Below are 13,309 nucleotides of genomic sequence, written 5' to 3' on the forward strand. Positions count from 1 at the left end.
TGAACGTCCAGCGAACGGACGCAGCATGCCGTGTCGACACGAGGAGACGCAATACGGTGGAGACTATGAGTGCCGAGTCCACGCCCCCCGCGGGGCCGCCCGAGCGAGCCGGGTCATCGCCCCGGCGTCTCGGGCGTTACACGCTGGGCACGCGCCTCGGCGAGGGCGGCATGGGCGTGGTCTACCGGGCCCGCGTCGACGGTGCACCCGTCGACGGCAGCCGCGACGTGGCGATCAAGGTGCTGCGCCCGCACATCGCCCACGACCCGCACGCGCGGACCCGCCTGTCCCGCGAGGTCGCCACGCTGTCCCGGGTCAGTAGCCCCCGCGTTGCGGCGGTCCTCGACGCCGACACCGAGGGACCGGCCCCCTATATCGTCACCGAGTTCGTCCCCGGGCCGCCGCTGGACCACGTGGTCAGCACGCAGGGGCCGGTCACCGGGCAGGCGCTCGTCGACCTCGGTCGGGGCCTGTCCGAGGCGCTGACGGCCATCCACCGCGTCGGCATCGTGCACCGCGACCTCAAGCCGGGCAACGTCCTGATGGTCGGGGCGGACCCGGTCGTGATCGACTTCGGCATCGCCCAGGTGGCCGACGACGTGCGCCTGACCATGACCGGCCTGGTGATGGGGACACCGGGCTACCTGTCCCCGGAGGTCGTCGAGGGCGGCGCCGTGACCGAGGCCACCGACTGGTGGGGCTGGGCGGCGACGCTGGCGTTCGCAGCCTCCGGCACCCCGCCCTTCGGCAGCGGGCCGATGAGCGTGGTCCTGGACCGCGTGGTGCGCGGTCGCACCCAGCTGGACGACGTCGACCCGGCCCTGCGCCCCCTGCTCGCCGCGGCCCTGGACCCCGAGCCGACGCGTCGCCCGCACAGCGACGAGGTGATGCGGGCACTGGAGCTGTATGCCGAGCACAAGCCGGTCACCGAGGCGCTCACCGTCCACCTGCCCAGCCCCGGGACGGACCGGGGGCCGGACGCAACCGTCGCGGCGCGGGGCACCACCGTCTCCGCACCGGAGACCACCCGCACCCCGCAGCAGGAACAGACCCGGGTGCAGCCCGTGGACCCCACCCCGCGGACCCGCGTCGCCCCGGTGCAGCAGCCTCAGGCGCAGCACCCGGCAGGGACGCAGTATGCCGCGCCCCAGGGACCGCGGCAGCGTGCCACCTATCCACCTCCTCAGGGTGCGGCACACCCGGCGCCGCAGGGCAGCTACCCGCGCCCGCAGCAGGGCGTAGGGTACCCACCGGCGCAGGCCGCTGGACCATCGTCACCCAGCACCTCGCCATACGGTCCGCCCGCGGTAGACCAGCAGCGGTTCGGACAGCCGATGCGCGGACCGGACCCCCGCATCGGGCGCCCGCTGCGCACCGGCACGCTCGCCGCCGGACTCGTCGCGCTGGTCGGGACAGCGGCGGTCGTGCCGCTCGTGGCTTGGGGGATCCTGGTCCTCTGGTCGGTGTCCGCCCGCACCGTGGACCACGCCATGACCTCGCTCGTCCTGCGCCGGCACGAGGCCGGTCCACGGCGCTCCGACGTGCCGGTCACCGTGCTCACCAGCCCCTGGCACCTGTTCGTGGCCGCGCTGTCGACGGGGCTGGCCCTGCTGCTGCCGCTCGCGTTTGCGTTCGCCGCCAGCGTGATCACCGCCGGTGTCCTCACCGAGTCGGGCCTGCTGCAGGTCGGCGTCGAGCATCCGCTCCCGACGGCGGTCGGCACCCTGCTGGGGGTCCTCATGGCGTGGTGGGGCCCCGGCGGGCTGTCGCTGCGACGCGGGTCCCGCACCATGGTCCGGGCCATGCTGCCGACCCAGCTGCTCACGCAGGTGGTCGTCGCGGTGCTCCTCGCGGGCGGTGTGGCCCTCCTCGTCCTCGCCCTCATGGACGGCACCGGCGTCTCCTGGTGGCCCACCACGTGGGACACCGCACCCTTCACGGACCTGATCCCGCAGATGCTCCGCCCCTGACCGGCCTCGAGCGAGCCCTCCAGCGCGTTCCGGGGTGCACGTCCCAGCGCATGGGGCAGGTAGCATCGTCGTCGGTGTCGGCCGCTGCGGTCGGCGCCGTCGCCGGTGCTCCGGCGGCACGCCCCTGTAGCTCAGTTGGTAGAGCATCCGCCTTGTAAGCGGACGGTCGCGGGTTCGACTCCTGTCGGGGGCTCCAGGCACTCCCGGTCGGTCAGCCGAGCGGGGGGCGCTTGCCGACCATGGCCCGCACCGCGCGGATCTCCTGGGCGTCGGGGATGTCCAGGCGCGCGATCCGGGCCGCGAGCTCGCGTGCCGGGGCCTGTGCCTGGGCCACCCGCTCCATCGCCTCGCCGGGGAAGCCCTGCGAGGCCGTGGCCAGGACGGTGAAGCCGAGCCAGGCCGTGGCGTCGCGCACCGGCACCAGGTCCGCGATCCGGTCCGGCTCGTCCCGGATCGCCCGGCCCGCGATGGCCGAGAGCTCCTGCAGGTCGAGCGCCAGCTCGCGCTGGGCGACCAGCCCGGGCGGGTCCTGGTGCTGGCCCCGCGCCAGCAGACCGGTCACCCTGGCGGCCGAGCTGATCGCGCGGGACAGGTGCGCCGCGACCATCCGCCGGCCGGACCGCCAGCCGACCAGCCACGGCACCACGACGCCGCAGGCCACGCCGATGGCGGTATCCAGCAGCCGGTCCTGGGCGATGACCGTGGCGGACTGGCCCGACCCCGCCGTGCCGATGGTCAGGGCGAGGGGAGTCATGAACAGGACCGCGACCGTGTAGTTGCGCACGATGCACAGCTCGACGAGACCCTGCAGGATCACGATCGTCACCACGACGGCCCACATCCCGCTGTCGGCAAAGCCGCCCAGCAGGAACAGACCGATGCCGACGGCGGTGCCGCCGAGCCGCTCGACCGACCGGATCGCCGTGGCCCGGCGGTCCATCCCCGTGTGGAGCACCAGTGCCGCGGCCGCCATCGCCCAGTACATGTGCCCGCTGCCGACCAGGATCCCTGCCACGACCCCTGCCGCGGCGATGCCCGCGGCGACCCGGAGGGCGGCCTGCAGGGCGCTGGTCGGCCAGCGGAGCGCGCGAGCGATCATCCGGCGGAGCGGGGGCCGGCCCAGCGGAGCCGCCGTCGGCTCCCCGCCGAGGTCGGGGTTGGCCTGTTGCGTGGGCAGGAGGCGCTGGGAGTACTGCTGCTGGATCACGATGAGGTCGGTGGCCAGCTCCGCGCGGGTGGTGTCGCCGGTGCTCTCGGGGGAGTCCTCGACCGTCGCACTCGCGACCAGGGGCTCCCCGCCGTCCCACAAGGTGGTCCACGCGTCGTGGATGGCGTTGGTGGCGGCGGTGCTCAGGTCCTCCGCCTGCGGGTCACCCGGGGTGGTCGCCACGAAACGGTCCACCGCGTGCTGTGCGGCCGCGACCGCAGCGCGCTCGGGTCCGAACCGGTCCAGGATCAGGTCGAACATCGCGATCGGGATCGCGACGGCCGCCCCGGTGGTGGTGGCGAGCACCAGGGCGAGGGGGTCGATGTCGTGGGTCGGGAGATAGCCGCCGATGCCGACGACCAGCACGAAGAAGAACGCGCCCGGCGGCCCGACCCGCAGCGCCTGCGCGAGGAAGGTCGCCCCCGCGCCGACGAGTGCCGTGACCGTGATGGAGAGCAGCAGGTTGCCGGAGACCAGCACGCCCAGCGCCATCCCGGCGACCAGGCCGAGTGCCACCAGGACCAGGAGCCGGATCCGGCTGCGCAGCGGGCGCCCGGCGCCGTAGAGCACGGTGAACGTCCCGGTGCCGCAGAGCAGACCCCAGGACTGGTGCCCGAGGAGCGTGGCGATGGTGAGCGGGATGGCGATGGCCAGCGCCGCGCGCAGCGCGACCGGCCACCGGGTCGGCGGACGGAGCTCCCAGCGCAGCCCGCGGAAGGGCGTGGACGCGGCCGTGGCCAGGTGGCTCGCGCCACGGACCGCCCGGCGCCCCATGCCGCGGACGGCCCGCTGCGGGTAGCTCACGGCCGGCTCGGCCCAGCGGCGTGCACGGCGCTGCCTACCGGCCCCTCAGCGCGGCGGCATCCGCAGGGCGCCGTCGAGGCGGATCACCTCGCCGTTGAGCAGGGGGTTCTCGACGATGTGGGCGACGAGCGCGGCATACTCCTGCGGCCTGCCGAGCCGCGCCGGGTGGGGGACGAGCGCCTCGAGCGAGGCCCGCACCTCCTCACCCAGCCCGGCCATCATGGGCGTCTCGAAGATGCCGGGGGCGATCGTCATCACGCGGATGCCCTTGTCGGCCAGGTCGCGTGCGGCGGTGATCGTCAGACCGACGACCCCGCCCTTGGACGAGGCGTAGGCAGCCTGACCGACCTGACCGTCGAAGGCCGCCACCGAGGCGGTCATGACCACGACACCGCGGTCGGCGTCCACGGGCTCGTTTCCGGCCATCGCCTCGGCGGAGAGACGCAGCACGTTGAAGGTGCCGATCAGGTTGATCTCGACCACCGTGCGGTAGGCCTCGAGGTCGTGCACGCCCCGCCGGGACAGGATCCGTCCAGGGGTCGCCACCCCGGCACAGTTGACCACGATGCGCAGCTCACCGAGCTCGGTCGCGACACCGATCGCAGCGCGGACCTGGTCCTCGTCGCGCACGTCCGCAGGGGCGAAGCGCACCCGGTCACCGAGCTCGGCGGCCAGCTCCTCTCCGCGTCCGCCCGGCAGGTCCATGAGCACGACAGCGGCGCCGTCGGCGAGCAGGCGGCGGGCGGTGGCCTCCCCGAGGCCGCTGGCGCCGCCGGTGACCAGGGCGACGGTGTTCGGGGTGATCTGCACGGGACTCTCCTGACGGTTCTGTGGACGGTATGACGTGGGGCCGGGTGGGTGTGGGCCGCGCGACTGGCTCAGCGCAGCAGCTGGCGGGAGATGACCAACCGCTGGATCTGGTTGGTGCCCTCGAAGATCTGGGTGACCTTGGCCTCGCGCATGAAGCGCTCGACCGGGAAGTCCTTGGTGTAGCCGTAGCCGCCCAGCACCTGCACGGCGTCCGTGGTGACCTTCATCGCCGCGTCGGTGGCGACCAGCTTGGCCACCGACGCCTCCTGGCTGTGCGGCAGGCCGGCGTCCTTGAGCCGAGCGGCGTGCAGGTAGGTCGCCCGGGCGCTGCCGACCGCCGCGGCCATGTCGGCCAGCAGGAAGGCCAGGCCCTGGTTGTCGGCGATGGGCCGGCCGAACTGCTCGCGCTCCTTGGCGTAGGCCACGGCCTCGTCGAGTGCCCGCTGGGCCAGGCCGGTGGCGGCGGCCGCGATGCCGAGCCGGCCGGCCTCGAGCGCGGCGAGGGCGATCGACATGCCCTGTCCCGGCTCGCCGATCAGCCGGTCGTCCGCGACGAAGACCTTGTCGAAGAGCACCTCGCCGACCGTGTCGGAGTCCAGCCCCATCTTGCGCTCGGGCTCGGCGAAGGTCAGGCCCTGCGCGTCGGCGGGGACGATGAAGCAGCTCAGGCCGCGCCCGCCCTCGTCAGAGGTGCGCACGAACGAGGTGTAGTAGTCGGCGTGCCCCGCGTGGCTGATCCAGGCCTTCCCGCCGGTGATCTCATAGCCCCCGTCGACCTTGGTGGCCCGGGTGCGGATCGCGGCGACGTCGGAGCCGGCGTGCGGCTCGGAGAGGCAGTAGGCCCCGAGCTGCTCGCCCGAGAGCATCTCGGTCAGCAGGGTGTTCTTCTGCTCAGGGGTTCCGAAGGTGGCCACCGGGAAGGCGGTCAGGGAGTGGACCGAGACGCCGACCGCGACCGACATCCAGGCCTGGGCGATCTCCTCGACCACCTGGAGATAGACCTCGTAGGGCTGACCCCCGCCACCCAGCTCCTCGGCATACGGCAGGGAGAGCAGCCCGGCCCGGCCCAGCACGGTGAACACCTCACGCGGGAGGCGGGCGGCGGCCTCGGCCTCGTCGACCTGTGGCAGCAGCTGGTCCCGGGCGATCTCACGGACGAGGGCGATGAGCTCGGTGGACTCCTCGGTGGGCAGCACGCGCGACACTGGCATGGGCCGAAGACTACCCGTGGACCACGGGGTGCTCGCCAAGTCCGCAGGTTCGGGCCTATGATGCGCAGTATGCCGCAACTACGGATCAGCGAGGCCGCCTCACTTCTCGGGGTGAGCGACGACACGGTGCGCCGGTGGATCGACCAGGAGCGCCTGTCGGCGACACGCCCCGAGACCGGCCGGATGACGATCGAGGGCCGGGACCTGGCCGCCCTGGCCCAGGAGCTCGCGGGGGAGGAGGACGGCGGCCTGCGCTCCTCGGCCCGCAACCAGCTGCGCGGGATCATCACCCGGGTCACCCGGGACACGGTCATGGCCCAGGTCGACCTGCAGTGCGGGCCCTTCCGGGTCGTGTCGCTGATGAGCTCCGAGGCCGTCGACGAGCTCGGGCTGGAGCCCGGGGTCGTCGCGGTCGCCTCCATCAAGGCCACCCAGGTCGTCGTCGCCCTGCCTCCGGACCACTGACCACCTCCCACATCGTCACCCGCCCACGGAGTCCACATGTCGATCAGCAAACCCCCGTCCCTCGCCAGCCGCAGCCGGATCGCCGTCGCGGGTGCCGCCATACTCCTCCTGACGCTGACCGCCTGCGGGAGCGACGAGGCTGACGACCAGGAGACCGACGAGGCGACGGCCGCTGGTGGCGGGGCGAGCGAGGTGACCGGCGACATCGCGGTCTTCGCGGCCGCGTCCCTGACCGACACCTTCACCGAGCTGGGGGAGCAGTTCGAGGCCGCGCATCCGGGCACGACCGTGACCTTCAACTTCGCGGGCAGCTCGACGCTGGCGCAGCAGATCATCGGCGGTGCGCCCGTGGACGTCTTCGCCGCAGCCTCACCGGCGACGATGGCGCAGGTCACCGACGAGGGGCTCGCCGAGGGGGAGCCGACCGTCTTCGTCCGCAACCGGCTCGAGATCGCGGTGCCCGCCGGCAACCCGGCCGGGGTGAGCGGTCTGGAGGACTTCACCGACGAGGACCTGATCATCGCGCTGTGCGCGGAGGAGGTGCCGTGTGGTGCGGCCTCGGTCAGAGTCTTCGAGGCGGCCGGTCTCACGCCCGCTCCCGACACCTACGAGCAGGACGTGCGGGCGACGCTGACCAAGGTCGAGCTCGGTGAGGTCGACGCGGCGCTGGTCTACCGGACCGACGTCATGGTTGCGGGTGACAGCGTCGAGGGCATCGAGTTCCCCGAGTCCGACGGGGCGGTCAACGACTACCCCCTCGTCGCGCTCGCTGAGGCGCCCAACGCCGACGGCGCGCAGGCCTTCATCGACTTCGTGCTCGGTGACGCCGGGCGCGAGGCGCTGGGAGCGGCCGGCTTTGACCTCCCGTGAGCAGCGCCGCGGCAGCGGCATCCCACCGGTCCTCCTGATCCCGGCCGGCCTCGCGCTGGCCTTCCTGCTGCTGCCCCTCGTTGGGCTGTTGGTCCGCACCCCCTGGGCCGACCTGGGCACCCACCTGACCCAACCCGCCGTGCTCGAGGCGCTGCGCCTGTCCCTGGTGACCGGTGTGATCGCGACCGCGGTGTGCCTGGTGCTCGGGGTGCCGCTGGCCTGGGTGATGGCCCGGGCGGAGTTCCCGGGCCTGCGTCTGCTCCGGGCCCTGATCACCCTGCCTCTGGTGCTGCCGCCCGTCGTCGGCGGTGTCGCGCTGCTGCTCCTGCTGGGCCGGCGCGGCCTGATCGGGCAGCACCTCGACGACTGGTTCGGCATCAGCCTGCCGTTCACCACGACCGCGGTGGTGATCGCCCAGGCCTTCGTGGCCATGCCGTTCCTGGTGATCGCGGTCGAGGGGGCGCTGCGCGGGGCCGACCGGCGCTACGAGGACGCGGCAGCCACCCTCGGTGCCGGCCGCTGGCTCACCTTCCGGCGGGTCACCCTGCCGCTCGTCGCGCCGGGCATCTCGGCCGGTGCCGTCCTGTGCTTCGCGCGGGCGCTGGGCGAGTTCGGGGCCACCATCACCTTCGCCGGCAACTTCCCCGGCGTCACGCGCACCATGCCGCTCGCGGTCTACCTGACGCTGGAGACCGACCCGGAGGCGGCCATCGTGCTGTCCCTGGTGCTGCTCCTCGTCTCGGTCGCGGTGCTGGTCAGCCTGCGCGGCCGGTGGGTGTCCGGAGCGTCCTCGTGACCGCGTCCGGCAGCGCGCCGACCCAGCCCCGGGACCGCCGCGACGCCGCAGCAGGGGGCGGCGTCGCGGCTCAGCTCCGGATCTCCCGGGGCGAGTTCCACGTGGACGTCGACCTGGAGGTGCCCCAGGGCCAGGTCGTCGCGCTGCTCGGCCCCAATGGCGCCGGCAAGACCACCGTGCTGCACGCGCTCGCGGGGCTGCTCCGGCTGACGGACGGGTCGATCGGGCTGGCCGGTCGGGTCCTGGACGACCCGGCGCACCGGAGGTTCGTCCCCGCGGAGCAGCGGCACGTGGGGATGGTCTTCCAGGACTACCTGCTCTTCCCGCACCTGTCCGCCCTCGACAACGTCGCGTTCGGGCTCCGGGCGCGCGGGGCGGGGCGCGGCGCGGCGCGGGCCACGGCGACGAGATGGCTGGAGCGGGTCGGGGTCCTGGAGCACGCCGACTCCAGGCCGCGTCAACTCTCCGGGGGGCAGGCGCAGCGCGTCGCGCTCGCGCGCGCCCTGGCGACCGAGCCCGGTCTGCTGCTGCTGGACGAGCCGTTGGCCGCGCTGGACGCCGCGACCCGGCTCGAGGTGCGGGCCGACCTGGCGCGGCACCTGCGGGAGTTCGGCGGCAGCGCCGTGCTGGTCACCCATGACCCCCTCGACGCGATGGTGATCGCCGACCGCATCATCGTGCTCGAGCAGGGGCGGGTCGTTCAGGACGGGCTCCCTGCGGAGGTGGCCCGGGCACCACGGACCGACTATGTCGCGCGACTGGTGGGTCTGAACCTGCTCCGGGGTGCGGGCACGGGACCGATGGTCGCGTTGGAGGCCGGCGGGGTGCTGCACGTCGCCGATCCGGTGGACGGGCCCGTGCTCGTCGCCTTCCCGCCGACCTCGGTCACCCTTCACCGGCGGCATCCCGAGGGGTCGGCGCGCAACGTCTGGCAGGGCACGATCGCTGGGCTGGAGCAGCACGCGCACACGGTCCGGGCGCAGGTGGCGGCCCCCGGTCACCCGGCGGTGCTTGCCGACGTGACCCCCTCCGCGGTGGCCGAGCTGGACCTGGCCGTGGGCGCCCCCGTGTGGCTCTCGTTCAAGGCGACCGACACCCACGTCTACCCGGCGTAGCCCGCCAGCACGCCTGGCAGCGCCGCCTAGGCCGGTCACCCTCGTGGGGAGGCCGGGTGTCGTCCTGGTGCAGTCGGTCGACCCACGAGTTCCCGTCCCTGGGCTCAGGGCTGGTCGTGGGGGCTCGCATCGCCTGTGTGCGGGTGCTCGGCTGGCGTCGTCGCAGACTCCGGTGGCTGAAGCGGCGTCAGGTCCGGCCGCTTGGGGTCGATGTGGTCACCGGAGGAGGTGCCGCGCAGGCGCCGACCGACCCAGGGCGCGGCATACTCCCTGGCCCAGACCGCGTTCTCGCGCAGCGACTCCAGGCGCCCCGGCCGCGGCTGGGGCGGGAGGGGGATCCGCCAGTCCGCCTCGGCGGCGGTGTGCCCGAGCGTCTCGTAGGCCGCCAGAGCGACCCGCCGGTGTCCCTCGGCGCTCATGTGGATGCGGTCCGGCTCCCACATCCGCCAGTCCTGGAGGAAGGTGAGGGCCCACTGGTTCATCAGGTAGGCACCCTGGCGCTCGGCGATCGACCACAGGTGCGCCAGGTAGACCGCGACCTTGGGGCGGGTGCGCTCCACGACGGGGGCTCCAGCCGGGTCAGTAGGTGTGGCCATCAGCACATCCGCCCCGGTGGCCCGGATCCGCGCGATGGCCTCCTCGAGCTGGGCGGCGAGCGCGTCGGGGTCGGCGCCGGGGCGCAGGATGTCGTTGCCGCCGCCGATGATGCTGACCAGGTCGGGTTGCAGCTCCAGGCCGACGTCGATCTGCCGGCCTGCGATGTCGCCCATCCGGCGACCGCGGATCGCGAGGTTGGCGTAGGCGAAGTCGGGCGAGTGTGCCGACAGCAGTGCGGCGAGCCGGTCGGCCCAGCCGATGAGTCCACCCTCGGGGCCGGGGTCGCCCAGACCCTCGGTCATGGAGTCGCCCAGCGCGACGTAGCGGCTCCACGCGCGCGGCTCGGGTCGGATGCTGCCGGTGCGGTTGCTCCCTGCCATGGCCCTATCCTGCCGTGTCACGCAGGTGGCCGAGCAGGCGCCCGAGGCCCTCCTCGCCGAGCACCTCGCCGGCCATCAGCGGCACCTGCACCGCGGGCAGGTGAGGCAGTGACCGGGCCAGCTCGGCGACATACTCCTCCTCGAGGAGACGGCGGGAGGCGAGCAGGTCGCCGGCGTCGGCAGGCGATCGCTTGTTGATCACCAGGGCGGCGACGTCCATCCCTGAGCGGGTGAGCTGTTCGTGCAGCTCGACCGACTCCAGGACGGGCAGCCGCTCGGCGGCGGTCACGATCACGAAGGCCGTGCTGGTGCGGTCGGTGAGCACCTCCCGCAGGTGGCGGAAGCGCTGCTGACGGCGGTCGAGCACCGACCGGATCTCCGCATCACGGCGGGCGCGACGGTCCTGGGTGCGGCGCGGACCGATCGAGGTGCCGGAGTCCGGCAGACGTCGGGACCCGATCACCTCGGCGGCGTCGTAGTCGGCTCCCTCGAGGCCGCGCAGCGCCGCCCCGAACCGGGCGGACCGGTCCTGGCGGCGCAGCAGTCCCTCCGTCCAGGCCTGCATCAGCTCCGGTAGGGCGATGAGTCGGGTGGTGTGCCCGCTGGGCGCGGTGTCGAAGATGACGAGCTCGTCAGGACGGCGCTGCTCGACGACCTCGGCGATCCTCTCCAGGACCGCGGCCTCGTGCGTGCCGGGCGCGTCGCGGGCCAGGTCGAGGTGCTTGTCGACCTCGCCCTGGAGGTGGTCGGCCATCAGGCGCCGCAGGGTCGCGCGGACCGCCCGCAGGTGCTCGTCGGTGGTGCGTGACGGGTCGATCTCGAGGCCGCGCAGCAGAGGGGCGAGCTCGACGGGGGAGTCGCCGACCGCACGCTGCCACAGGTGCCCGAGGTTGTGCGCGGGGTCGGTGGAGACCACGAGCGTGGGCCGGCCGACGCGGGCCTGGGCGAGCGCCAGGGCGGAGGCGATCGCGGTCTTGCCGACGCCGCCCTTGCCGCCGACGAAGAGGACGTCCCGCCGGCCGGCGAGATCGGAGAGCGTCATGTGGATCCTCAGCAGCAGGAGAAGTGGTCCAGGGGAGAGCGGTCCAGGCCCATCCGCCGGTGCCAGTCGTGGAACTGGTCGTAGACGACAGGGAGCAGCTCGACGGTGTAGTAGCTCACCGGGTTGGGCACGCCGAGCGCCTCCGCCATGACGATCACCAGGAACAGGTCGTCCTCGTCCTGCTGCGCCCGTGCGAACGTGCGGCGGTAGGGACCGCTGTAGAAGTCACGCAGCCCCGCAGCCACCTGGGACAGGCGGCTGCGGGGCTGGTCGGACTCCTCCATCAGGGGGAGGCTACCCGGGTCAGTCCTGCGCGGAGCGACCGGACGCGATCTCGACGGCCTCCTGGGCCAGCTCGGCGTCGTCGTCGCCCTCGTAGTTGCGTGCGGTCTTCATCGCGGCGAAGGCCTCGACGATGACCCACAGGGCGGCGATCAGGATGACGACGTCCATGATCAGCAGCAGCCAGTTCTGCTCCGAGTAGAAGGTTCCCAGCTGGACGAACAGTGCGTAGACGGTCACCAGCCCGACGAACACCAGCGGGATCAGGGCCGGCAGCGGCGTGCGGCCGCGGCGCAGCAGCATGATCGCGATGATCGAGAGGGTCAGTGCCGCCATCAGCTGGTTGGTCGTGCCGAACAGCGGCCAGATCAGCATGCCGCCGGACCCGTCCGCGCCCGCGCCGAAGGTGAGCGCGAGACCGACACCGACCGCGATCACGGTCGCGAGGTTCTTCTTCAGGGTGACGCCGGCGATGTCACCGATCTCCTGGACGACGAAGCGCTGTAGTCGCACGCCGGTGTCCATGGTGGTCGCGGCGAACAGGATCGCCGTGGTGGCCATGATCGTCGCCGACAGGGACTGCGGCAGGCCCAGCCCGGACTCGATGATCGCTCCACCACCATTCACGAAGGCTGCGACGCCGCCGTCGTTGAAGGCCTGGTAGACGTTCTCCCAGTCGGCCAGGGTCCGGAAGCCCGCCGTCGTGGCGATGATTGCGCCCAGGGCCAGCAGGCCCTCGCCGACCGCACCGAAGTAGCCCACGAACCGGGCGTCGCTCTCCTTCGCCAGCTGCTTGGAGCTGGTGCCGGAGCTGACCATGCCGTGGAAGCCGGAGATGGCGCCACAGGCGATGGTCACGAACAGCAGCGGCACGATGCTCGGCGTGCCCTCGGGCACGTTCTGGTTGTACACCGGCGCCACGATCTCCGGGCGTGCGATCAGGACCGAGCCGTAGAGGATGCCCAGGGCGATGAACAGCTGCAGCCCGTTGATGTAGTCACGCGGCTGCAGGAGCATCCAGACCGGCAGCATCGAGGCGATGCCGGCGTAGACGAACAGGATGATGATCCAGACCGCGTTGGCGGGCAGGCCCATGACCTCGTCCGGCAGGGCCAGCGGCACGTTGTCGCCCACCACGATCAGGGCGTACAGCGCCACCACGCCGACGATCGAGACGGTGATCAGGTTCCACTTGTAGCGGTAGATGGCGTGGCCGACGAGGAAGGCGACGATGAGCGCACCCCAGGTCGGGATCACCGCGGTCGGCGTGGAGATCAGCAGGTTGGCGATGACGACCGCGAAGGCCGCGTTGACCATCAGAAGCAGGAGGAATATGACGACCAGGAACAGGTTGCGACCGCGCGCACCGATGTAGCGTCCCGACAGGGCACCGATCGACTGGCCGCGGTTGCGGGCCGAGGCCCACAGCGCGCCCATGTCGTGCATGCCGGCGAAGAAGACGGTGCCGAGCGTCACCCAGAGGAACGCGGGTAGCCAGCCCCAGATGACGGCCACGGCCGGACCGACGATGGGGGCGGCGCCGGCCACGGACGTGAAGTGGTGGCCCCAGAGGACGTACTTGTTGGTGGGGACGTAGTCGACGCCGTCCTCGAACTGGTGGGCCGGGGTGGTTCGGGAGTCGTCGAGGGCGTAGATGCGTCGGGCCAGATACTTCGAGTAGAGGAAGTAGCCGGCCAGGATCATGCCCACGCCGATGAGGGCAAGAGTCAAGGAGTTCATGGCGCCTCTGCTGGTTCGGG

General features: G+C 72.6%; 12 protein-coding genes and 1 tRNA gene. 6 read left to right on the forward strand and 7 right to left on the reverse strand.

Features of this window, described 5'->3' with window-relative positions:
* Positions 1-65 precede the first annotated feature (65 nt).
* Both MWU75_RS01490 and MWU75_RS01495 read left to right on the forward strand, forming a co-directional pair.
* A complete protein-coding gene (locus MWU75_RS01490) occupies positions 66-1,970 on the forward strand; it encodes a serine/threonine-protein kinase (protein WP_247087745.1) in 1,905 nt (634 codons plus the stop codon).
* Between the two features lie 120 nt (positions 1,971-2,090).
* Positions 2,091-2,166, forward strand: a tRNA-Thr gene (locus MWU75_RS01495).
* Between the two features lie 15 nt (positions 2,167-2,181).
* On the opposite strand, the gene MWU75_RS20160 is transcribed toward MWU75_RS01495, so the two are convergent.
* From MWU75_RS20160 to MWU75_RS01510, 3 genes are all read right to left on the reverse strand, one after another.
* Positions 2,182-3,981: an FUSC family protein gene (locus MWU75_RS20160; RefSeq protein ID WP_247087747.1), complete on the reverse strand. Its 1,800-nt coding sequence runs from the start codon at positions 3,979-3,981 to the stop codon at positions 2,182-2,184.
* Positions 3,982-4,026: 45 nt separating this feature from the next.
* Complete coding sequence (locus MWU75_RS01505) at positions 4,027-4,791, reverse strand: SDR family NAD(P)-dependent oxidoreductase (protein WP_247087749.1); 765 nt, start codon at positions 4,789-4,791, stop codon at positions 4,027-4,029.
* Positions 4,792-4,859: 68 nt separating this feature from the next.
* On the reverse strand, positions 4,860-6,002 hold the full coding sequence (locus MWU75_RS01510; RefSeq protein ID WP_247087751.1) for an acyl-CoA dehydrogenase family protein: 1,143 nt from the start codon (positions 6,000-6,002) through the stop codon (positions 4,860-4,862).
* A 69-nt stretch (positions 6,003-6,071) separates the two neighbouring features.
* On the opposite strand from MWU75_RS01510, the gene MWU75_RS01515 reads away from it, so the two are divergent.
* Genes MWU75_RS01515 through MWU75_RS01530 form a run of 4 tightly spaced genes read left to right on the forward strand, consistent with a single transcriptional unit; the run spans position 6,072 to position 9,248 of the window.
* Positions 6,072-6,467, forward strand: coding sequence for a TOBE domain-containing protein (locus MWU75_RS01515; RefSeq protein WP_247087753.1), 396 nt, complete (start codon positions 6,072-6,074; stop codon positions 6,465-6,467).
* A gap of 36 nt (positions 6,468-6,503) precedes the next feature.
* On the forward strand, positions 6,504-7,337 hold the full coding sequence (gene modA, locus MWU75_RS01520; RefSeq protein WP_247087755.1) for a molybdate ABC transporter substrate-binding protein: 834 nt from the start codon (positions 6,504-6,506) through the stop codon (positions 7,335-7,337).
* Positions 7,324-8,133 (forward strand): ABC transporter permease, encoded by an 810-nt coding sequence (locus MWU75_RS01525; RefSeq protein ID WP_247087757.1) that lies wholly within the window; start codon positions 7,324-7,326, stop codon positions 8,131-8,133. The genes modA and MWU75_RS01525 overlap by 14 nt, the downstream gene beginning before the upstream one ends.
* Entirely contained in the window at positions 8,109-9,248 is a 1,140-nt protein-coding gene (locus tag MWU75_RS01530; protein WP_247087759.1) for an ABC transporter ATP-binding protein, read from the forward strand. The genes MWU75_RS01525 and MWU75_RS01530 overlap by 25 nt, the downstream gene beginning before the upstream one ends.
* 104 nt (positions 9,249-9,352) lie before the next feature.
* On the opposite strand, the gene MWU75_RS01535 is transcribed toward MWU75_RS01530, so the two are convergent.
* Genes MWU75_RS01535 through MWU75_RS01550 form a run of 4 tightly spaced genes read right to left on the reverse strand, consistent with a single transcriptional unit; the run spans position 9,353 to position 13,289 of the window.
* Positions 9,353-10,225, reverse strand: coding sequence for an SGNH/GDSL hydrolase family protein (locus MWU75_RS01535; protein WP_247087761.1), 873 nt, complete (start codon positions 10,223-10,225; stop codon positions 9,353-9,355).
* A 4-nt stretch (positions 10,226-10,229) separates the two neighbouring features.
* Entirely contained in the window at positions 10,230-11,267 is a 1,038-nt protein-coding gene (locus tag MWU75_RS01540; RefSeq protein WP_247087763.1) for an ArsA family ATPase, read from the reverse strand.
* 8 nt (positions 11,268-11,275) lie between these two features.
* Entirely contained in the window at positions 11,276-11,551 is a 276-nt protein-coding gene (locus tag MWU75_RS01545; protein ID WP_247087765.1) for a cory-CC-star protein, read from the reverse strand.
* 19 nt (positions 11,552-11,570) lie between these two features.
* Positions 11,571-13,289, reverse strand: a complete 1,719-nt coding sequence (locus MWU75_RS01550; RefSeq protein WP_247087767.1) for a carbon starvation protein A — start codon at positions 13,287-13,289, stop codon at positions 11,571-11,573.
* Between the last annotated feature and the right edge of the window lie 20 nt (positions 13,290-13,309).

It is taken from the genome of Ornithinimicrobium sp. F0845, assembly GCF_023015765.1.
Classification (GTDB): domain Bacteria; phylum Actinomycetota; class Actinomycetes; order Actinomycetales; family Dermatophilaceae; genus Ornithinicoccus.

Coding starts and splice junctions, on each gene's coding strand:
- MWU75_RS01490 (WP_247087745.1), top strand. CDS start 66: ATGAGTGCCGAGTCCACGCCCCCCGCGGGGCCGCCCGAGCGAGCCGGG.
- MWU75_RS01510 (WP_247087751.1), bottom strand. CDS start 6,002: ATGCCAGTGTCGCGCGTGCTGCCCACCGAGGAGTCCACCGAGCTCATC.
- MWU75_RS01515 (WP_247087753.1), top strand. CDS start 6,072: ATGCCGCAACTACGGATCAGCGAGGCCGCCTCACTTCTCGGGGTGAGC.
- modA (WP_247087755.1), top strand. CDS start 6,504: ATGTCGATCAGCAAACCCCCGTCCCTCGCCAGCCGCAGCCGGATCGCC.
- MWU75_RS01535 (WP_247087761.1), bottom strand. CDS start 10,225: ATGGCAGGGAGCAACCGCACCGGCAGCATCCGACCCGAGCCGCGCGCG.
- MWU75_RS01540 (WP_247087763.1), bottom strand. CDS start 11,267: ATGACGCTCTCCGATCTCGCCGGCCGGCGGGACGTCCTCTTCGTCGGC.
- MWU75_RS01545 (WP_247087765.1), bottom strand. CDS start 11,551: ATGGAGGAGTCCGACCAGCCCCGCAGCCGCCTGTCCCAGGTGGCTGCG.
- MWU75_RS01550 (WP_247087767.1), bottom strand. CDS start 13,289: ATGAACTCCTTGACTCTTGCCCTCATCGGCGTGGGCATGATCCTGGCC.